18 protein-coding genes and 1 tRNA gene are annotated in these 19,683 nt (G+C 53.2%); 17 read left to right on the top strand and 2 right to left on the bottom strand.

The genetic code is table 11. The features are described from left to right. Nucleotides 1-139: 139 nt before the first annotated feature. A tRNA-Leu gene (locus tag IB213_RS08440) sits at nucleotides 140-224 on the bottom strand. A 34-nt stretch (nucleotides 225-258) separates the two neighbouring features. On the opposite strand from IB213_RS08440, the gene rnr reads away from it, so the two are divergent. After that, complete coding sequence (rnr, locus tag IB213_RS08445) at nucleotides 259-2,568, top strand: ribonuclease R (protein ID WP_192405962.1); 2,310 nt, start codon at nucleotides 259-261, stop codon at nucleotides 2,566-2,568. 332 nt (nucleotides 2,569-2,900) lie between these two features. Here rnr and IB213_RS08450 read toward each other — a convergent pair whose 3' ends face one another. Then, nucleotides 2,901-4,148, bottom strand: coding sequence for an FAD-binding oxidoreductase (locus IB213_RS08450; RefSeq protein WP_192405963.1), 1,248 nt, complete (start codon nucleotides 4,146-4,148; stop codon nucleotides 2,901-2,903). A gap of 304 nt (nucleotides 4,149-4,452) precedes the next feature. Between IB213_RS08450 and rpsB the strand changes: the two genes are divergently transcribed. From rpsB to IB213_RS08530, 16 genes are all read left to right on the top strand, one after another. Continuing rightward, nucleotides 4,453-5,205, top strand: a complete 753-nt coding sequence (gene rpsB, locus IB213_RS08455; protein WP_191723700.1) for a 30S ribosomal protein S2 — start codon at nucleotides 4,453-4,455, stop codon at nucleotides 5,203-5,205. Nucleotides 5,206-5,309: 104 nt separating this feature from the next. Continuing rightward, nucleotides 5,310-6,200, top strand: coding sequence for a translation elongation factor Ts (tsf, locus tag IB213_RS08460; protein ID WP_191723701.1), 891 nt, complete (start codon nucleotides 5,310-5,312; stop codon nucleotides 6,198-6,200). Between the two features lie 67 nt (nucleotides 6,201-6,267). Continuing rightward, nucleotides 6,268-6,990, top strand: coding sequence for a UMP kinase (gene pyrH, locus IB213_RS08465; protein WP_191723702.1), 723 nt, complete (start codon nucleotides 6,268-6,270; stop codon nucleotides 6,988-6,990). A 71-nt stretch (nucleotides 6,991-7,061) separates the two neighbouring features. After that, nucleotides 7,062-7,622 (top strand): ribosome recycling factor, encoded by a 561-nt coding sequence (gene frr / locus IB213_RS08470; protein WP_191723703.1) that lies wholly within the window; start codon nucleotides 7,062-7,064, stop codon nucleotides 7,620-7,622. A gap of 24 nt (nucleotides 7,623-7,646) precedes the next feature. Further along, nucleotides 7,647-8,378: a polyprenyl diphosphate synthase gene (gene uppS, locus IB213_RS08475; RefSeq protein ID WP_191723704.1), complete on the top strand. Its 732-nt coding sequence runs from the start codon at nucleotides 7,647-7,649 to the stop codon at nucleotides 8,376-8,378. Nucleotides 8,379-8,391: 13 nt separating this feature from the next. Next, nucleotides 8,392-9,243: a CDP-archaeol synthase gene (locus IB213_RS08480; RefSeq protein WP_192405964.1), complete on the top strand. Its 852-nt coding sequence runs from the start codon at nucleotides 8,392-8,394 to the stop codon at nucleotides 9,241-9,243. After that, nucleotides 9,243-10,421, top strand: coding sequence for a 1-deoxy-D-xylulose-5-phosphate reductoisomerase (gene ispC / locus IB213_RS08485; RefSeq protein ID WP_192405965.1), 1,179 nt, complete (start codon nucleotides 9,243-9,245; stop codon nucleotides 10,419-10,421). The genes IB213_RS08480 and ispC overlap by 1 nt, the downstream gene beginning before the upstream one ends. Nucleotides 10,422-10,454: 33 nt before the next feature. Further along, nucleotides 10,455-11,816: an RIP metalloprotease RseP gene (rseP, locus tag IB213_RS08490; protein ID WP_192405966.1), complete on the top strand. Its 1,362-nt coding sequence runs from the start codon at nucleotides 10,455-10,457 to the stop codon at nucleotides 11,814-11,816. A gap of 38 nt (nucleotides 11,817-11,854) precedes the next feature. Further along, complete coding sequence (bamA, locus tag IB213_RS08495; protein ID WP_192405967.1) at nucleotides 11,855-14,218, top strand: outer membrane protein assembly factor BamA; 2,364 nt, start codon at nucleotides 11,855-11,857, stop codon at nucleotides 14,216-14,218. Next, nucleotides 14,218-14,727, top strand: coding sequence for an OmpH family outer membrane protein (locus tag IB213_RS08500; RefSeq protein WP_191723709.1), 510 nt, complete (start codon nucleotides 14,218-14,220; stop codon nucleotides 14,725-14,727). Before bamA ends, IB213_RS08500 begins: the two co-directional genes overlap by 1 nt. A 19-nt stretch (nucleotides 14,728-14,746) precedes the next feature. Continuing rightward, a complete protein-coding gene (gene lpxD, locus IB213_RS08505; RefSeq protein ID WP_191723710.1) occupies nucleotides 14,747-15,748 on the top strand; it encodes a UDP-3-O-(3-hydroxymyristoyl)glucosamine N-acyltransferase in 1,002 nt (333 codons plus the stop codon). Beyond that, nucleotides 15,745-16,200, top strand: coding sequence for a 3-hydroxyacyl-ACP dehydratase FabZ (gene fabZ, locus IB213_RS08510; RefSeq protein ID WP_191724044.1), 456 nt, complete (start codon nucleotides 15,745-15,747; stop codon nucleotides 16,198-16,200). Before lpxD ends, fabZ begins: the two co-directional genes overlap by 4 nt. Then, complete coding sequence (lpxA, locus tag IB213_RS08515; RefSeq protein WP_191723711.1) at nucleotides 16,200-16,991, top strand: acyl-ACP--UDP-N-acetylglucosamine O-acyltransferase; 792 nt, start codon at nucleotides 16,200-16,202, stop codon at nucleotides 16,989-16,991. Before fabZ ends, lpxA begins: the two co-directional genes overlap by 1 nt. Before the next feature lie 4 nt (nucleotides 16,992-16,995). Further along, the gene (lpxB, locus tag IB213_RS08520; RefSeq protein ID WP_225561025.1) at nucleotides 16,996-18,165 is read left to right on the top strand and encodes a lipid-A-disaccharide synthase; all 1,170 of its coding nucleotides are present in this window, start codon (nucleotides 16,996-16,998) and stop codon (nucleotides 18,163-18,165) included. Then, nucleotides 18,137-18,790 carry a ribonuclease HII gene (gene rnhB / locus IB213_RS08525; protein WP_191723712.1) on the top strand — a complete coding sequence of 218 codons (654 nt, stop codon included), beginning with the start codon at nucleotides 18,137-18,139 and terminating at the stop codon, nucleotides 18,788-18,790. The genes lpxB and rnhB overlap by 29 nt, the downstream gene beginning before the upstream one ends. Next, entirely contained in the window at nucleotides 18,787-19,557 is a 771-nt protein-coding gene (locus IB213_RS08530) for an RNA methyltransferase (RefSeq protein ID WP_191723713.1), read from the top strand. The genes rnhB and IB213_RS08530 overlap by 4 nt, the downstream gene beginning before the upstream one ends. Nucleotides 19,558-19,683 lie beyond the last annotated feature (126 nt).

Below are 19,683 nucleotides of genomic sequence, written 5' to 3' on the forward strand. Positions count from 1 at the left end.
GATTTTTATTGAAACCTGTTAAGGTGAACAATAAATTTCATATTTCACTGAAAGAAGAAGTTTACTTCCAAACAAAGCGTTCATTTGGTAATTTATGAACTTTTTGTTTTCCAACACTGCAAGCAGTTGTCGTTAAACTTGGTGCCCAGGAGAGGACTCGAACCTCCACGGAATTACCCGCTAGTACCTGAAACTAGTGCGTCTACCAATTCCGCCACCTGGGCTTTTCAGGAAAGATTTAGATTGTATAGCAAAAAAATGGACCCTCGCACCAACGCACGCGCTTCGCTCCAGGAGATTGAAGGAATTGTGCAGGGGCACCGAGATGGGCATGGCTTCGTCATTCGTGACGATGCAGGTGCCGATATTTTCCTTCCGGCCAATGAAATGCGTGCTGTGCTGCACAAGGATCGTGTGCGCGTACACATCGTGCGTCAAGACAGGCGTGGCCGCCCGGAGGGGCATGTTGTCGAGATTATTGAGCGCCCCACCAAGACGTTGATTGGCCGTTTGCTGCAAGAAAGTGGCGTGTGGCTGGTTGCTCCTGAAGACAAGCGTTACGGTCAGGATGTGCTGGTGCCGCAAAGCGCCATCGGCAAAGCCAAGACCGGGCAGGTGGTTGTGGTGGAGCTGACGGAGGCGCCGGCCTTGTTTGGTCAGCCTGTCGGGCGTATTGTTGAAGTGCTGGGTGAAATGGATGACCCCGGCATGGAGATTGAAATTGCGGTGCGCAAGTACGGTGTGCCGCATATTTTTTCAGATGAATGTCTGGCTGCTGCAAAGGCATTGCCTGAGAAGGTGATGGCCAAAGATCGCAAGGGGCGTGTGGATCTGCGTGATGTGCCGTTGTGCACCATCGATGGTGAAGATGCCCGTGACTTTGATGATGCGGTGTACTGCGAACCTGCCAAGGTCGGGCGCAGCAAGGGCTGGCGCTTGCTGGTGGCGATTGCGGATGTCAGTCACTATGTGCAAAACGGCAATGCAATTGATATTGACGCCTATGAGCGTGCAACCAGTGTGTATTTTCCGCGCCGAGTGATTCCCATGCTGCCGGAGAAGCTGTCCAACGGCCTGTGTTCTTTGAATCCTGATGTAGACCGCTTGTGCATGGTCTGCGACATGCTGATCACGGCCAAAGGTGAGGTGCATGCCTACCAGTTTTACCCGGGCGTCATGCACAGTCATGCGCGTTTTACGTACACCGAGGTGGCCGCGATCTTGTCGAACACCCGCGGCCCTGAGGCGCAGCAGCGGGCAGAGCGCGTGCCAGATCTGCTGAATTTGCATGGTGTGTTCCGCGCCTTGCTGGAGGCGCGGCAAGCGCGTGGTGCGGTGGACTTTGATACGGTGGAGACGCAGATTGTTTGTGATGACAATGGCCGCATCGAAAAAATCATTCCTCGCACGCGCAATGACGCACACCGTTTGATTGAAGAGTGCATGCTGGCGGCCAACGTTTGCAGTGCAGATTTCATTGAGCAAAATGGCCGCAATGCACTGTTTCGGGTGCATGACAAGCCTTCCATCGAAAAGCTGGAGCTGTTGCGTGGATACCTGAAAGCCTTGGGTATTCCGCTGTCGGTCAGTGATACGCCGCGCCCGGCAGAGTTTCAGGCGATTGCAGCTGCTACCAAGGATCGTCCCGATTCTCAGCAAATTCACACTATGCTGCTTCGCACCATGATGCAAGCCATGTACACGCCTGATAACGGCGGGCACTTTGGTTTGGCGTTTGAGGCGTACACGCACTTCACCAGCCCTATTCGGCGTTACCCGGATTTGCTGGTGCACCGTGTCATCAAATCTATTCTGGAAGAAACTAAATACAAGCTGCCCAAGCTGCCTGCGCCGGGAGAAGCGCAAGAGAAGATGGCCAAGCGTTTGGCCAGTCGTGTGGCTGATCCGCAAATCAAGCCTCGCAGCCGTGTGGCGCAGGCTGAAATACAGGGCTGGGAGGCTGCGGGCTTGCATTGCAGTGCGAACGAGCGCCGGGCGGATGAGGCCAGTCGCGACGTGGAGGCCTGGCTCAAGTGCAAGTACATGCGCGATTACTTGGGCGAAGAGTTTGCTGGCACGGTGACTGCGGTGACCAGCTTTGGTATTTTTGTCACGCTGGATGCCATGTATGTAGAAGGTTTGGTGCACATCACCGAGCTGGGTGGCGACTACTTCAAGTTTGATGAGCAGCGGCAAGAGCTTCGTGGTGAACGCAGTGGTGTTCGCTACGCCATTGGTACGCGCTTGCAGGTGCAAGTCAGTCGTGTGGATCTGGACGGCCGCAGGATTGACTTCCGTATTGTGCAAGACGAGTCGGCTGCGCCTCCAGCGCGTAGTGCGGGCGGGCGTCAGCGCGATCCCCGTCGTGAACACCGCGATGCAGACGCGCAGCCTGCAGCTTATGCTGAGCCTGCTCCCCGTGCACGTGCGCAGGAGACGCGACGTGGCTCTGGTGGTAAAGCTGCGCCTGCACGCTCCGATGCCGCAGGCGCATCTTCTGGTGTGCTGCGCAGTAAAAATAATGGCGACACCAAATCAGCGAGCAAATCGTCGAGAAAGCGTCGATAGACTGTATTGAAATATAAAGTGAGCTGTTAGCGCTTGTGTTTGCTTGGTTTCAAATACTTTTGATATTGAAACCTTTGCCTGTCAAGCGTTAGCAGCTCATTTCTTTTATATCTTCAGTGCGGGGCGGCGAATGCCAAGTTTCGCTGCCCCATCATGTATTGACTTGAGTTGGCGGGGTAATGCTCAAGTAATAAAGCTCTGTTGCTTGTGTATGGGGCGTGAGTGCCCGGTCATCGTGTTCATTCGCGCGCTCAATGTATGCGGTGAATGAAACCGTGCGTACCTCTGGCCGATGGTGGGCGTGGGTTGTGGGTGCCGACGTGTGGGTGCTTTTAAAAGCGCAATGGGTGAAAGGCTTGCATGTCGATGGCCGTGGCGCGGTCTGCAACCATGTCGGCAATGGCGCGAGCGCAGCCCGCTGCAAGGCTGACGCCGTGGCTGCCATGCGCCAGGTTGAGCCAGATGCCGTGGTGCCCGCTGGGGCCGGTCAAGGGTAGGCCATCAGGCAGGTGGCCACGGCTGCCGCGCCAGACCTGCACTTGGGGAGACGATAGCTGTGCGCCGCCAGGGAACCAGTCGTTTAGCAGGCGGTACATGCGTTGCAGTGTATGGGTGTGCTGGGGTGCCTCTGCGCTGCTGCCCAATTCCAGACCTGCTGTAATGCGCACGCGTTGGCCCACGCGACTGATCGTGGCTTGCTGAGCCCAATCCATGATGGCCGAGCGAGGTGCTTGCAGCCCGTCGCGTACCGGGGCTGTCACGCTGTAGCCCCAGGTGGGCATGATGGGTAGATTCAGTTGCAGGTTTTGCAGTAAACGGTGGTTGGTGCCAGTACAAATCACGACCACATCGTGGCGTTGCAGCGTGCCTGTTATTTCGACGCCAACAGGTTGTTTGCTGATGGATTGAATCTGAATGCCCGTGCGAATTGCCACGCCCATTTCCTGGGCCTGCAGGCGAAGGTATTGTGCCCAAAGGCGTGGATTGATGGATTCGCCATCCGGAAAATACACGGCGTTGAGCCATGTGATTTCTTGGCCCAGGCCAGGCTCTAGTGCCTGTGCCTGTGGGGGGGGGAGCATTTTGCACGCCACATTTTGTGCCTCAAGCAGTGGCAGTTGCTGATTCCAAAATGCCACTTCTTGTGGCGTGCGCAGCATGATCAGTGTGCCGGACTTTCTCTCTGCTGCGATGTCAGTGTCCTCGCAGTCTTGCCAGCGCAAGCTCGCACTGTACGCACTCAGGGTCGACAGTGAAGTCAATAGTGCGTTGTTGCCGTGTTTGCTGGCGTTCTTCTCGTGTTTCTTCCACTGGCGCGCCCATCGCCAAACAGGGGAGCCAATCATGCTGGATGCCTGGGTCAGACCGGCACCGCTTTTGAGCTGCTTGAATGGCATTCCTGCGCCGGGCGTGGCCAGGCTTTGGGTGGCGCAAGGCAGCAGCCAGCCGCCAGGCGCAAAACTGGCATCTTCGGCGGCGGCGTTCATTTGTTCGTAGACGGTAACTTGGTGCCCGTCTCGGGCAAATTCCAAGGCCGTGGAGATGCCGGTAATTCCGGCTCCCACGATGGCAATATTCATGGCATGTAGGCGCTATTCGGGAAGTCGTGATTTTGACGCGCAAACGTAGCTGACAATCACCCAATTCGCAAAGAAATATCAACAAGCTGGCGATGCTGGCTGCAAGCTTGTGTGTGAAGGCTTTCAATCCTTCACGAGAGTGGCGCCTGTCTTGTGCTAAAATCTTTCGGCTTTGCAGTTGGTTGTCCGGCGTTGTGCTGGGTGCAGTTGCAAAGTAAATCGCAAATCAGCTCTCTCAAGGTGCTGTTAACCAACGTGTTAACAAAATCGAGCTGCATTTAAGACCCAACCTTTGGAGAAAATTATGTCCGTTACTATGCGCGAAATGCTGGAAGCCGGTGTCCACTTTGGTCACCAAACACGTTTCTGGAACCCCAAGATGGCTCCGTTCATCTTCGGTCACCGCAACAAGATTCACATCATCAACCTGGAAAAGTCCCTGCCTATGCTGCAGGACGCGCAGAAGTTTGCTAAGCAGCTGGCTTCTAACGGCGGCTCCATCATGATGGTTGGTACAAAGCGTCAAGCCCGCGATCTGGTTGCTGCTGAAGCCCAGCGCGCTGGCGTGCCTTACGTGGATCAGCGCTGGTTGGGCGGCATGCTGACCAACTTCAAGACAGTGAAGACTTCCATCAAGCGTCTGAAGGATATGAAGGTTCAGCAAGAAGCTGGTCTGGAATCCATGTCCAAGAAAGAGCAGCTGATGTTTGCTCGTGAACTGGAAAAGCTGGAAAAAGACATCGGCGGTATCCAGGATATGGCTGCTTTGCCTGATGCTATCTTCGTGATCGACGTGGGCTTCCACAAGATTGCTATTTCCGAAGCCAAGAAGCTGGGCATTCCATTGATCGGTGTAGTGGATACCAACCACAATCCCGAAGGCATTGACTACGTGATTCCTGGTAACGATGACTCCGCAAAGGCTGTGGCTTTGTATGCCCGCGCCATTGCTGACGCTATTGTTGAAGGCCGCGAAGCCCGTCTGAATGACGTGGCTAAGGTTGCTGCTGGTGAAGGCTCTGACGAGTTTGTGGAAGTGGAAGACTCCGCTGCCTAAGCTCTAGCTGCGCGACTTGTCGCGATAAAAAAGCGGGGCTCTAGGTAGCCCCCTTTTTTTAAGCTGAAATCCTGTAACGATTTGAACTGAATACGGAGAAGAAAATGGCTGCAATTACCGCAAGCATGGTGGCTGAACTGCGCGCTAAGACCGATGCGCCCATGATGGAATGCAAGAAAGCACTGACAGAAGCTGACGGCGACATGGCCAAGGCTGAAGAGTTGCTGCGTGTGAAGCTGGGTACCAAGGCTGGTAAGGCTGCTTCGCGCGTGACCGCTGAAGGTGTGGTGACTTCCTTCATCGACGGCAACGTAGGTGCTTTGATTGAAGTGAACAGCGAAACAGACTTTGTGTCCAAGAACGACAGCTTCTTGACCATGGCTGCTGCTGCCGCTGAGCTGGTTGCCAAGCACAATCCTGCTGACGTAGCAGCTTTGGGTGCTCTGGCTTATGAGCAGGACGGTTTCGGTCCCACATTGGAAGATGTGCGCAAGGGTTTGATTGGCAAGATCGGTGAAAACATGTCTTTCCGCCGCTTCAAGCGCCTGGAAGGCAATTTGGCCGCCTACGTGCACGGTTCGCGCATTGGCGTGATCGTCGAATTCGACGGCGACGCTGCTGCAGCCAAGGATGTGGCTATGCACGTGGCTGCCATGAAGCCAGCTGCTTTGACCAGCGCTGATGTGCCTGCTGACCTGATCGAAAAAGAGCGTACCGTTGCTGCTGCCAAGGCCGCAGAATCTGGCAAGCCTGCTGAGATCGTTGCCAAGATGGTGGAAGGTTCCGTTCAGAAGTATCTGAAGGAAGTTTCTCTGGCTGACCAAGTGTTTGTGAAGGCCGCTGACGGCAAGCAAACCGTGTCTCAAATGCTCAAGGCTGCAAACACCACCGTGAAGAGCTTTACGCTGTACGTTGTGGGTGAAGGCATTGAGAAGAAGGTAGACGACTTCGCAGCTGAAGTAGCGGCCCAAATGGCTGCCGCTAAAGGCGCTTAATTAGCGTCTGGCTTTTTTGCTCTCGACCGATTTCTTTCAAAAACTGCACACCACAACGGAGTTACCCATGACACAAGTTAAACCAGCCCACAAGCGCATCTTGCTTAAGTTGTCTGGTGAGGCACTGATGGGTGACGATCAGTTCGGCATCAACCGCGCCACTATCGAGCGCATGGTTGCCGAGATTGTTGAAGTCTCCAAGATTGGTGTGCAGGTTGCGGTGGTGATTGGCGGGGGCAATATCTTTCGCGGAGTCGCTGGTGGCTCGGCTGGCATGGATCGGGCGACGGCTGACTACATGGGAATGCTGGCCACCGTGATGAATGCACTGGCTTTGGCTGATGCCATGGACAAGCAAGGTCTGACGGCCCGTGTCATGTCGGCCATTGCGATCGAGCAGGTGGTTGAACCCTATGTTCGCCCTAAAGCACTGCAGTACCTTGAAGAAGGTAAGGTGGTGGTTTTTGCTGCCGGTACTGGTAACCCCTTCTTCACAACCGATACAGCAGCTGCATTGCGCGGCGCTGAAATTGGTGCTGAAGTGGTGCTCAAAGCCACCAAAGTGGATGGCGTTTACACGGACGATCCTGCAAAAAATCCCAATGCTACGCGCTATGAGCAGTTGGCCTTTGATGAGGCAATTGGCCGAAACTTGGGCATCATGGACGCCACGGCATTTGCTTTGTGCCGTGACCAGAAATTGCCAATCCGCGTATTCTCTATCATCAAGCCAGGCGCTCTGTTGCGCGTGGTAATGGGTGAAAACGAGGGTACATTGGTACACGCTTGATAGATTCAACGCGACATTGGGCCTTCCTTGTGTAAGCAATGGAAGGCCATTTGCTTTCAGAGGTAATAGATATGACGATTGCTGAGATCAAAAAGAACGCAGAAACAAAGATGGGCCAGTCCATTGATGCGTTGAAGAACAACCTGTCGCGCATTCGCACAGGTCGTCCTAGCCCTCAACTGCTGGATGTGATTCAAGTGGACTACTACGGCTCCATGGTGCCGTTGTCGCAAGTGGCAAACGTTTCGCTGCTGGATGCGCGGACACTGAGTGTTCAGCCTTGGGAAAAGAGCATGGCTGCCAAAGTGGAGAAAGCCATTCGTGAAAGCGATCTTGGTTTGAATCCAGCATCCTTGGGTGATCTGATACGTGTGCCAATGCCCCCGATGAGCGAAGAACGCCGCAAGGAAATGACCAAGCTGGCGCGCAATGAAGGCGAAGCTTCCAAGATTGCTGTGCGCAATCTGCGTCGTGATGCGAATGAGGCGGTCAAGCGCTTGGTGAAAGACAAGGAAGCGTCGGAAGACGACCAAAAGCGTTCTGAAGCCGAAATCCAAAAGCTGACGGACAAGCACATCGCAGACGTAGACGCTTTGGTGGCATCGAAAGAGCAAGAAATTTTGGCGGTATAACGGCTGTCTGTGCGGGGAAGAGCAATGACCCAAACCACTGTAATTCCCGGCCATATTGCCATCGTCATGGATGGCAACGGACGATGGGCCAAAAAACGGTTTTTACCGCGTTTGGCGGGGCACAAGCAGGGCGTAGAATCTTTGCGCCGCTGTGTGCGGCTGTGCATTGAACGCGGCGTGCGGGTGCTGACTGTGTTTGCTTTCTCTTCTGAGAATTGGAACCGTCCTGAGGATGAAGTCTCTGGCCTCATGAGTTTGTTGGCTGGGGCTTTGGCACGCGAGGTTCCCGGCCTGCATGCAGAAGGGGTGCAATTGCACTTTGTTGGCGATCGGATGGGGTTGTCTGACAAAGTTCAAGATGGCTTTTTACAGGCTCAAGCGCACACTTCTGGCAATGAGCGCCTCGTGCTCAACGTCTGCTTTAACTACGGCGGACGTGCAGATATCGTGCAGGCTGCGGCACGTGTTGCCGGGCAAGGCCAGGCGATCACTGAACATAGTTTGAATGCTGCAATGGGAATGGCGCATGTGCCAGATCCGGATTTGTTGATTCGTACGGGTGGTGAGTTCCGGATTAGTAATTTTTTGCTATGGCAAGCAGCGTACTCGGAGTTGTATTTCAGCCCTGTGCTGTGGCCTGATTTTGACGCTGCGACGCTGGATGCAGCTATCGGCGATTTTTCGCGGCGCGAGCGTAGATTCGGTCAAACGTCAGAACAAGTAATACGGTCATCTGCGCAGAAGGTGACTGTTTGAAGGGGGGCATCCCATGCTCAAGCAGCGTGTCATTACAGCTTTGATTTTGCTGGCCATCTTGTTGCCAGCATTGTTTTACTCGAACACTTTTCCGTTTACTTTGCTTGTTCTGCTCATGCTGACTGCGGGCGGATGGGAGTGGGGGCGTCTTAACCACTTGGGTCAATGGGGGGCGATTGCCACTGCCGTTGTCACGTTGCTACTGGGGGTGGTCTCTTGGCAGCTTGGGTGGGTGCATCAATCACATTCAGTGCTATGGCTTGTGGTCGGTGGCGCGTGGGTGCTGGGTAGCGTCGGTTTGATCAAAGCCGGGGTGGCTGGATGGGCGCAAATTCCTTTGTTTGTCCGTTGGACGGTGGGCGTTCTGGCGTTATGGGCAGCAGGCCTTGCCATCGTGCAGGCTCGCCTGATGGGCGTAAATTTCTTGCTGTCTGTGTTGGCACTTGTTTGGGTTGCCGATATTTTTGCGTACTTTTTTGGCCGGGCCTTGGGTCTGAAGTTCACCAAGGTAAAGCTGGCGCCAGCCATCAGCCCGGGGAAAAGCTGGGAAGGTGCCTGGGGGGGCGCCTTGGGGGTTCTGCTCGTGGCTTTTGTCTGGGTGTGGGCAGATGGCGTTGCGCAAGCCAGTGTTTCCAGTTTTTATAGTCGTATCTTTCAGCAAGGCTGGTGGATGCTGGTTGTGGCTGCGCTGTTTATGGCAGCCATGAGTGTGGTGGGTGATTTGGTGGAGTCTTTGATCAAGCGTAGTGCCGGTGTTAAAGATAGCAGCCAACTTTTACCGGGCCATGGTGGGGTGCTGGATCGCATTGATGCTTTATTACCCACTTTGCCTTTGGCCATGATGCTGATTTCTTTGGTGCAGTGATGAAACAACGCTTGACGGTTCTGGGCTCAACAGGCTCGATTGGTACGAATACCCTGGATGTCGTGCGCCGGCACTCTGAGGACTATGAAATTTTCGCCCTCAGTGCAGCGACCCAGGTAGATGCGATGCTGGCGCAGTGCGCAGAATTTAAGCCTCGTTTTGCGGTGATGGCGAGTGGCGCCCATGCACAAGCCTTGGCTGATCTTTTGAAGAACAACGGGCTTCAAACGCAGGTGCTGCAGGCGCAAGATGCGCTTGAACAAATAGCATCCCATCCTGATGTGGATGCCGTGATGGGTGCCATTGTCGGAGCGTCCGGTCTGTCGCCGTGCCTGGCTGCTGCCCAGGCGGGTAAACGCTTGCTCCTGGCCAACAAAGAAGCGCTGGTGGTCGGCGGTGCGCTGTTCATGCAAACAGTGCATGCCAATGGTTGCACGTTACTGCCTATTGATAGTGAGCATTCGGCCATTTTTCAATGTTTGCCGGAAGACCGCAGTACGTGGGGAGCTCGCATCGATAGTTTGCTGCTGACGGCTTCAGGCGGGCCTTTTCGCCAGCGTGATCCTGCGACGCTGTTTGAAATCACACCAGCGCAAGCGTGCAAGCACCCGAATTTTTCCATGGGCCGCAAGATCTCGGTGGATTCAGCCACCATGATGAACAAGGCCTTGGAGGTGATTGAGGCACGCTGGCTGTTTGATGTAGCACCTGAAAAGATCAAGGTGGTGATTCATCCGCAGCAAATCGTTCACTCGATGGTGCAGTTCAAAGATGCTTCAATTTTGGCGCAGCTTGGAACGCCAGACATGCGTGTACCGATTGCCTGCGGTCTTGCATGGCCAGAGCGCATTGAAAGTGGTGTTGCACGACTGGATTTCACCAGTTTGGCTGGTTTGACATTTGAAGAAGCTGATGCGCATCGCTTTCCCGGTTTACATCTGTCTTGGCAGGCATTGCAGGCTCCGGAAGGTACGACAGCAGTGTTAAATGCTGCAAATGAGGTTGCTGTGGCGGCTTTCTTGGGGAACCAGTTGCGTTTTGATCGAATTCACGCGGTGAATTTAGCGACGCTAGAAAAGTTACAACCCGCCCGCCCGCACTCGCTGGGAGATCTGCTGGCCCTGAATGATGAAGCGCGCAGTGTTGCATCCAGTGTTCTTGAACGCTTTGTTGCTTGATTTAGGTTATTTGCAGTAGAGAGTGAGGATTCCATGCTGACTTTGGTGGCTTTCATCGTTGCACTTGGATTGCTCATCGCTATTCATGAGTACGGGCATTACCGTGTGGCAGTTGCCTGTGGTGTCAAGGTGCTGCGTTTTTCGATTGGTATTGGTAAGCCACTTCTGAGATGGAGGGGACGCAATGCAGACACTGAGTTTGTAATAGCTGCACTTCCTATAGGTGGTTATGTGCGCATGCTGGATGAGCGTGAGGCCCCTGTGCCACCAGAGCAGTTGCATCGCGCTTTTAATCGCCAGCCATTGCATAAAAGAGCTGCAATCGTGGCTGCAGGCCCTTTGGCCAATCTACTGCTTGCTATTGTTTTATATAGTCTGGTGAATTGGGTGGGCATGCCGCAACCCCAAGCCATTGTTTCAGCACCGAAGGTCGGTACGCTTGCTGAGCAGGCCGGGTTGCGCGGGGGAGAGTGGGTGCAGTCACTGCAAGTGGCGGGGGCTGAGCCAGCCGCCGTAGAGTCTTTCGAAGATTTGCGCTGGAAAATTACACAAGCTGCGTTGGATGGGCACGATGTCAGGCTCTCTTGGTTGACTCAAGATGCTCGATCCACAGGTCAAGGTGATCTGAGGCTGTCTTTACTTGCTGGTGCTGAGCTCAATCAAGCTGCATTGGATCGGATCGGCATCACCATGCCATGGACGCCCGCTGTGGTTGGTGATTTGACACTTGGAATGCCTGCGCAGACAGCCGGATTGCAAGCGGGTGATCTGGTGCTGCGCGTAGATGGTCGCAGCGTCAAAGATGGTGCGCAGCTCAGGGCGATGATTCGTCAAGTCGACGACAACCAGCGTGCGCCGGCTCAGCAGTGGCAGGTTGAGCGTCAAGGAAAAATATTGGAAATTGCGGTGCAGCCTGAGTTGCTGGAGACCCCAGAGGGCTCGGTAGCACGCATTGGTGCCATGATTGGTGGTGCGCCGGAGCTGGTGCTTGTCCAGAAAAATTTTGTTGATGGCTTGACTGCCGGGGTTGTTAAAACCTGGGAGGTATCGCTGCTGAGTCTGCAAATGATGGCGAAGATGGTGACTGGCCAGGCATCTTTGGACAATCTCAGTGGTCCCTTAACAATTGCGGATTACGCTGGAAAATCAGCCAGTATGGGGTTGGTACAGTACATCTTGTTCTTGGCGCTGATCAGCGTTAGTCTTGGCGTGCTCAATCTGTTGCCACTTCCTGTGTTGGATGGGGGGCACCTGATGTATTATCTTTGGGAAGGTGTCACAGGGCATCCGGTGAGTGACGTGTGGGTCGAGCGTCTTCAGCGGGTGGGCATAGGCCTTTTGCTTGTGATGATGTCCATTGCTTTATTTAACGATATCAGCCGCATCTGGGGCTAAGTCATTGCCGAACTTTGATGTTTGCGCCTGCATCACAAATGAAATTCACAAAAAATCGATTTAGCGTTCGCACTGCGACTGCTGTAGCTGCCTTGCTCTGTGCGGCCCAAGCTGCCTGGGCGTTGGAGCCATTCAAGGTTCAAGACATTCGTGTCGAAGGTTTGCAGCGCGTAGAAGCAGGGACGATCTTTGCTTCGATGCCGTTGCGCGTTGGCGATGACTACAACGACGACAAGGGCGCGGCTGCGATCCGGGCTTTGTTCGCTCTTGGATTATTTAAAGATGTGCGCTTGGAAGCCAATGGCAACGTCTTGGTTGTGGTCGTTGAAGAGCGACCCACCATTGCGGGCGTAGATTTTGTTGGTACCAAAGAATTCGACAAAGAAGCTTTGCAAAAAGCGATGCGTGATGTCGGACTGGCCGAGGGGCGTCCTTTTGATAAAGCGCTAGCAGACCGCGCAGAGCAAGAACTCAAACGTCAATATATCAATCGCAGCTTGTACGGCGCTGAGATTGTTACAACAGTAACTCCTATTGAGCGTAACCGTGTAAATTTGACTTTCTCTGTCACAGAGGGAGATGCTGCAAAAATCAATGATATTCGTATCGTTGGAAACAAGGCTTTCAGCGAATCAACGTTGAAAAAGCAGTTTGACCAAGATACTGGTGGCTGGTTGAGCTGGTACACCAAGTCCGATCGGTATGCGCGCAGCAAGCTGAATGCTGATCTTGAAACACTGCGCTCGTACTATCTGCAGCGTGGTTATCTGGATTTCCGGATTGATTCCACACAGGTTGCGATTTCTCCAGACAAGCAAAAAATTTCACTGGTTGTGAATATCCACGAAGGTGAAAAATTTGTTGTCTCTGGCGTTAACCTGGAAGGCAACTACCTGGAACGTGAAGATGAGTTCAAGTCCCTGGTGAAAATTCGTGCAGGACAGCCATATAACGCTGATTTAGTTACCGAAACTACCAAAGCATTTTCGGATCACTTCAGCAAGTTTGGTTTCGCGTTTGCACGAGTGGAAGCAGTTCCGGAAATTGATCGGGAAAATAACCGAGTTGCTTTCGTGTTGCGCTCAGAACCTTCGCGTCGCGCCTATGTGCGTCGCATCCAGTTGACAGGCAATGATCGCACGCGTGATGAGGTGATCCGCCGCGAGTTCCGTCAGTTTGAATCGTCTTGGTATGACGGAGATAAGATTAAATTATCTCGGGATCGAGTAGACCGACTGGGGTATTTTACTGAAGTGGATGTTGATACTCAGGAAGTCCCTGGTTCACCGGATCAAGTGGACCTCGTGGTCCATGTGAAGGAAAAGCCAACGGGTGCAGTTACTTTGGGGGCTGGATTTTCTAGCGCTGAAAAAGTTTCTTTGAGTTTCGGTATTAAGCAGGAAAATGCGTTTGGCTCTGGTAATTATCTTGGTTTAGATGTTAATACCAGTAAATACAATCGCACATTGGTTGTAAGTACTACAGATCCTTACTTTACACAGGATGGTATTTCAAGAACCATTGATGCATACTATCGAACATCACGCCCGTATTCTGGCGATGTTTATGTTGATGACAGTCTTGTGAAGTCGGAAGACTTATACAAGATTGTGTCTAAGGGTGCGTCGGTTCGTTTCGGTGTTCCATTCACTGAGATCGATACAGTCTATTTTGGTGTTGGTTTCGAGCAGACATCTATTGATAATGGCGTGTATATGCCAATTCAGTATAGAGATTATTCTGATAAAAGTAACACCGCTATACCATTGACAATGGGCTGGGGACGTGATTCCAGAGATAGTGCGCTGGCACCTAACTCCGGTCGGTATCAGCGGTTTAATGCGGAGTGGTCTGCGGCTGGTGATCTGAAATATGTAAAAGCCAATTACCAATTCCAGCAATATTTGCCTATCACCAAGTCAATGACATTCGCCATGAATGCAGAATTGGGGTGGGGTAAAGGCTTGGGCGGTAAACCTTACCCCATCTTTAAGAACTTTTATGCTGGTGGTCTGGGCTCTGTGCGAGGTTTTGAGCAAGGTAGCCTGGGGCCTCGTGCTAATAAGTACATAGGCGTCAATGGTATTGAGCAGACGTATAGTGAAGGCAGCTACTCCTATTTGGGGGGGGCTAAAAAAGCTGTGATGAACTTTGAATTGATTGCGCCGTTTCCTGGCGCAGGTAATGACAAGACGCTCAGATGGTTTACTTTTGTAGATGTGGGTGGCATTTATGGTGAAAATGACCCTATTCGTGCGAACGAGTTGCGTGCGTCTGCAGGTATTGGTTTGAGCTGGATTTCTCCGCTGGGACCACTGCGTCTTGCATGGGCAAACCCTATTCGCAAGAAAAATGGTGATGAGCTGCAAAAGCTTCAATTTCAAATTGGAACGTCTTTCTGATGAAAAATATGTATCGCACATTGGCAGTGTCTGCCTTGTTGGCTAGCTTGACATTGACTGCGTACGCGCAGGACTTTAAAGCTGGTTTTGTAAATACAGACCGCATTTTCCGTGAAGCAAATTCGGCCAAAGCAGCGCAAGGCAAGTTGGAGCAGGAGTTCTCCAAGCGTGAGCGTGACCTGGTTGCCGTTGGTAAAGCGTTGAAGGCTGCCTCGGAGTCGTTTGAGCGTAATGCGCCTACTTTGTCTGAGAGTCAGCGTGTTGCCAAGCAACGCGATCTGGTTGAGCAAGATCGCGACTTTCAGCGTAAAAATCGCGAGTTTCAAGAAGACTTGAATGCGCGTAAGAACGAAGAACTGGCACGCGTCTTGGAGCAAGCAAACCGAGTTGTTCAGCAAGTTGCGGAAGCCGAAAAGTACGACGTAATCTTGCAGGAAGCTGTGTATGTGAATCCTAAGCATGACATCACTGACAAGGTGATCAAGGCTTTGAACGGCGCTTCTAAGTAAGCGAGCTCAGGGCGTCAATGTGATTGTTCATCTAGGACAAATCCTTGATGCCTTGGGTGGAGAGCTAGTAGGCGGAGTACGAGAAATTGAGATTTCTCGTATTTCACCGCTTGAAACAGCGGATAGCACCTCTATCAGCTTTCTGAGCAACCCAAGGTATGAAGCGCAAATGGCCGCCTCTAAGGCGGCCTGTGTCGTTGTAGCTCCGGGCATGCGTTCTGCAGCGCAAGCTCGTGGCGCTTGTATTGTTGCGGCGAACCCCTATGTTTACTTTGCAAAGCTCACGCAGTTTTGGAAAGCAAAGCAAGACGGAGTAAGACTGACGGGTGTTCATCCATCTGCAGTAGTTCACGAGACCGCAATGGTGGATCCTACGGCTTATGTTGGGCCCCATTGCGTGGTTGAGGCCAATGCCAAAATTGGTGCCGCTTCAGTGTTGCGCTCCCATGTGGTTTTGAGCAAGGACTGCCAGATTGGTGAACGTTGCTTGCTGCATCCAGGGGTGGTGATTGGCGCTGATGGATTTGGCTTTGCCAATGATGCGGGGCAATGGATAAAAATTGAGCAGCTCGGTTGTGTCAGGGTTGGCAATGATGTTGAAATCGGTGCTAATACCTGTATTGACCGGGGTGCTCTGGACGACACCATCATTGAAGATGGTGTCAAGCTCGATAATCTGGTTCAAATTGCACACAATGTGCAAGTTGGTGCGCATTCAGTGATCGCTGGAAATACAGGCGTGGCTGGTAGCGCGAAAATTGGTCGAAATTGTTCAATCGGCGGTGCGGCAAACATATTGGGCCATCTGTCTATTGCTGACGGCACAAGCATCTCCCCCACGTCGATGGTGACGCGTTCTATCCATCAGCCTGGTCTATACACTGGTATCTTTCCACTGCAGACGAACGAGCAGTGGGAAAAAAACGCTGCTTCTTTAAAGCAATTGCATACGCTCCGTGAGCGCATCAAAAAGCTGGAGAAAGCGCTCTACGCGCAAAACAGCAACAACGGAAATTCATAATGGATATTCACGCAATTCTCAAGCAACTCCCGCATCGCTATCCTTTCTTATTGGTAGATCGAGTGGTTGAGCTTGAGAGCAATAAGCGCATTCGCGCAATCAAAAACGTCACGTTTAATGAGCCCTTTTTCCAGGGCCATTTCCCCGGGCGTCCCGTGATGCCTGGCGTGCTAATGCTTGAGGCATTGGCGCAAGCTGCAGGCTTGCTGGCTTTTGATGCCATGGGGCAGGTGCCTGATGAAAATAACATCTACTACTTTGTAGGGATTGATGCGGCACGTTTCAAGAGACCTGTGGAGCCGGGGGATCAGCTGGTTCTGGAGGCATCGATTGACCGTGTACGTGGCGGCATTTGGAAATTCAAAGGTGTTGCGCGCGTGGGTGACGAAGTGGCATGCGAAGCAGAGCTGATGTGCACCATGCGTTACGTGGGTCCTGAAAAGCAGGTTTGATGAACGCCAATATTCATCCTATGGCCATCATTCACGAGGGTGCACAAGTGCACCCTTCTGTGACTGTCGGGCCGTATAGCATCATTGGGCCCAACGTCTCTATTGGTGCTGGGACGCGCATTGGTCCTCATTGCGTAATTGAAGGCTACACCACCATTGGTGTCGATAACCACATCTTCCAATTTGCTTCGCTGGGTGCGCAGCCGCAGGACAAAAAGTACGCGGGTGAGCACACACAATTGGTGATTGGTGATCGCAATACCATTCGTGAGTTCTGTACCTTCAATACAGGTACCAGCCAAGACAGTGGTGTGACCCGTGTTGGCAACGACAACTGGATCATGGCTTATGTGCATGTGGCTCATGATTGCGTTGTGGGCGATCAGACCATTTTGGCAAACAACGCCACCTTGGCCGGCCATGTGCACGTAGGCGATTGGGTGATTCTTGGAGGACTGACTGGTGTGCATCAATTTGTGAAAATTGGTGCGCATGCAATGGCGGGCTTTGCCAGCCGCGTGTCACAAGATGTGCCGCCATTTATGCTGATTGAAGGCAATCCACTGGCGGTTCGCGGTTTCAATATTGAAGGGCTTCGCCGACGCGGCTTTACGCCAGAGCGGTTAAAGGCGGTAAAGCAAATGCATCGACTGTTGTACCGTCAAGGGCTTTCGCTTGAAGCCGCGCAGCAAGCGATTGCAGCATTGGTGCCAGAGATGCCAGAGGCCCGCCAAGATATCGCATTGATGCAGTCGTTTCTTGATTCGTCCACCCGGGGGATAGCACGGTAGAGCCATGTCCTTGATCGATATTTCGCAACCACGTGTTGCTATGGTGGCCGGCGAGACGTCAGGAGACTTGCTCGCCGGTTTGCTTTTGGACGGTATGCAGCGCCAATGGCCGCAGATTCAATCCTTTGGTATTGGCGGCGCGCACATGCAGCAGCGGGGCTTTAATGCTTTGTGGCCTAGCGAGCGTTTGGCTGTCCACGGTTACAGCTTTGAAGTGCTGATGCGTTTGTGGGACATTGTTTCCATACGCAAGCAACTTCGTACGCAGCTACTACAGGATCGTCCTGATGTGTTTGTGGGGATTGACGCTCCGGATTTCAATCTGGGGCTGGAGCAAGACCTGCGGGCATCAGGCATCAAAACGGTCCACTTCGTATGCCCGTCAATTTGGGCCTGGAGGCCCGAGCGTGTCCAAAAGATTCGTTCGGCTGCCGACCATGTACTGTGTCTTTTTCCATTTGAACCGGATTTGCTGGCCAAGCACGATATTGCCGCGACCTATGTCGGGCACCCTCTGGCACAGGTGATTCCGATGAAGCCTGATCGTGCGGCCGCTCGTGGGCGGCTGGGGTTGAGTAATGATCATCCGGTGCTGGCTTTGTTGCCGGGCAGTCGCAGGGCGGAAGTGCAGTACATTGCCAAGCCTTTTATGCAGGCTGCTACCTTACTCAGGCAAGAGTTTTCTGAGCTGCAAGTCGTTTTGCCAGCAGTTCCGGCGCTGTATGAGAAATTGCTGGCCTTGTCGCATGAGCTTGGTATTGCGGACTGGCTCAAGATTGTGCAAGGCCAGTCGCACGATGTATTGGCCGCATGTGATTGCACCTTGATTGCCAGTGGCACTGCTACTTTAGAGGCGGCGCTGTTTAAGCGTCCGATGGTGGTCTCATACAACATGCACCCTTTGAGCTACCGCCTGATGCAGCGCAAGCAATTGCAACCATGGGTGGGGTTGCCTAATATTCTGTGTTCAGAATTTGTGGTTCCCGAGCTGTTGCAAGACCAGGCGTCGCCGCGCGCACTGGCTGATGCTGTGGCGCAATGGCTGGATAACAGCGATCAAGCGCGGCTCAAAATCCACGCAGTCGAACAACGATTTACTGCTCTGCACCAAGAGCTGTACAAAGACACCACTACCTTATCAGCCCATGCCATCCAAAAAGTCCTTTCTTCCTGATCAGAGCACGTTGCCCTGGCATGCGCCGGGTTTGGTGGCTGGGGTGGATGAAGCTGGGCGTGGCCCTTTGGCAGGTCCGGTGGTGGCTGCGGCAGTCATCTTGGATGATCTCAATCCCATTGCGGGCTTGGCAGACTCTAAAAAGCTCACGGCGAACCGCCGCGAAAAGCTGTTTGACGAGATTCGCGCCAAGGCTCTGTGTTTTTGCATAGCGCAAGCCTCTGTGGAAGAGATTGATCGCCTGAACATTCTGCAGGCCACCATGCTTGCCATGCAGCGTGCAGTCAATGGCTTGCGTTTGAAGCCTGCGCTGGTGCAGGTGGACGGTAATCGCATTCCTTTGTTGGATATGCATGCGGAGGCCATTGTCAAAGGTGATTCGTTGATTCAAGCCATCTCGGCGGCGTCGATCCTGGCCAAAGTACACCGCGATCGCTGGTGTGAAGATTTCGACCGCATGTATCCGCAATACGGTTTTGCTGCACACAAGGGTTATGGAACGGCTGCGCATTTGGTCGCCCTCAACAGTTTAGGGGCGACCCCGGAGCATCGCCGCAGCTTTGCGCCAGTCACGCATGTTATTCATAGATTTTCAGCAGGCCAAGTGGCTGCCGCTACGGTATGAGCATCACAGAAATCAGTTCGCGCGATAACGCGTTTGTTAAAGAATTACGGCGTCTTTCGCGTGAAAGCGGTATGTACCGCAAGCTGGGTTATGTGTGGCTTGAAGGTGATCACCTGTGCCGTGCAGCCCTCACGCGAGGTCTGCAGCCGAAGGTGGCGGTTTTTTCCAAGTCTTTTTGGCCTGAGGCTCCCCGTGAATGGGCGCAAGCGGCTCCCAAAATAGTCGTTCTGGATGATGCCTTGTTTGCTGATATCAGTGGGCTGGAGTCGCCTGCACGGATGGGCTATGTCTTGCCTTGGGTAGCAGATGTGCAGGTGCTGTCAGGCGTACCTACGGTAGTGCTGGACCGTGTGCAGGATGCAGGCAATGTGGGGTCGATTTTGCGCTCTGCCTCAGCCTTTGGCTTTAAGCAGGTGGTTGCTCTGAAAGGTACTGCTGCGCTGTGGAGTCAGAAAGTGCTGCGCGCGGGAATGGGAGCCCATTTTGCATTGCACTTGGTAGAGGCCGTAGAGGCGGACGCTCTGGAGCAGCTGAACGTGCCTTTGCTGGTGACCAGCTCGCACCGTGGTGATTTGATCCACGAATCTGCCTTGCCATGGCCCTGTGCCTGGGCCATGGGACATGAGGGGCAGGGCGTAGGTCCTGCGGTTGAGTCGCTGGCGGTGCAGTCGGTGCGTATTGCCCAGCCCGGTGGAGAAGAGTCCCTCAATGTCGGTGCTGCCGCCGCTATTTGCTTGCACGCGAGTGCTGTGTCAGCGCTCAAGTGAGCCTGTGCCGGGCTAGGGTTTGACCGACATTGCGCGGCGAAGTAGATATAATGGGAGGCTTTTCAGCATTATTTCCTTACGCCTAGCGACCGCTTCCTCGCCACCTCTGCAGACAAGCTTTATTGC

This window comes from Comamonas sp. CMM02, assembly GCF_014851485.1.
Classification (GTDB): domain Bacteria; phylum Pseudomonadota; class Gammaproteobacteria; order Burkholderiales; family Burkholderiaceae_C; genus Comamonas; species Comamonas avium.

Bases quoted from the DNA above. Each gene is read 5' to 3' on its own strand.
- ispC (WP_192405965.1), top strand. From the start codon at position 9,243: ATGAAACAACGCTTGACGGTTCTGGGCTCAACAGGCTCGATTGGTACG.
- bamA (WP_192405967.1), top strand. From the start codon at position 11,855: ATGAAATTCACAAAAAATCGATTTAGCGTTCGCACTGCGACTGCTGTA.
- pyrH (WP_191723702.1), top strand. From the start codon at position 6,268: ATGACACAAGTTAAACCAGCCCACAAGCGCATCTTGCTTAAGTTGTCT.
- lpxB (WP_225561025.1), top strand. From the start codon at position 16,996: ATGTCCTTGATCGATATTTCGCAACCACGTGTTGCTATGGTGGCCGGC.
- IB213_RS08530 (WP_191723713.1), top strand. From the start codon at position 18,787: ATGAGCATCACAGAAATCAGTTCGCGCGATAACGCGTTTGTTAAAGAA.
- lpxA (WP_191723711.1), top strand. From the start codon at position 16,200: ATGAACGCCAATATTCATCCTATGGCCATCATTCACGAGGGTGCACAA.
- frr (WP_191723703.1), top strand. From the start codon at position 7,062: ATGACGATTGCTGAGATCAAAAAGAACGCAGAAACAAAGATGGGCCAG.
- rpsB (WP_191723700.1), top strand. From the start codon at position 4,453: ATGTCCGTTACTATGCGCGAAATGCTGGAAGCCGGTGTCCACTTTGGT.
- tsf (WP_191723701.1), top strand. From the start codon at position 5,310: ATGGCTGCAATTACCGCAAGCATGGTGGCTGAACTGCGCGCTAAGACC.
- rnr (WP_192405962.1), top strand. From the start codon at position 259: ATGGACCCTCGCACCAACGCACGCGCTTCGCTCCAGGAGATTGAAGGA.
- uppS (WP_191723704.1), top strand. From the start codon at position 7,647: ATGACCCAAACCACTGTAATTCCCGGCCATATTGCCATCGTCATGGAT.
- IB213_RS08480 (WP_192405964.1), top strand. From the start codon at position 8,392: ATGCTCAAGCAGCGTGTCATTACAGCTTTGATTTTGCTGGCCATCTTG.
- IB213_RS08500 (WP_191723709.1), top strand. From the start codon at position 14,218: ATGAAAAATATGTATCGCACATTGGCAGTGTCTGCCTTGTTGGCTAGC.
- rseP (WP_192405966.1), top strand. From the start codon at position 10,455: ATGCTGACTTTGGTGGCTTTCATCGTTGCACTTGGATTGCTCATCGCT.
- rnhB (WP_191723712.1), top strand. From the start codon at position 18,137: ATGCCATCCAAAAAGTCCTTTCTTCCTGATCAGAGCACGTTGCCCTGG.
- IB213_RS08450 (WP_192405963.1), bottom strand. From the start codon at position 4,148: ATGAATATTGCCATCGTGGGAGCCGGAATTACCGGCATCTCCACGGCC.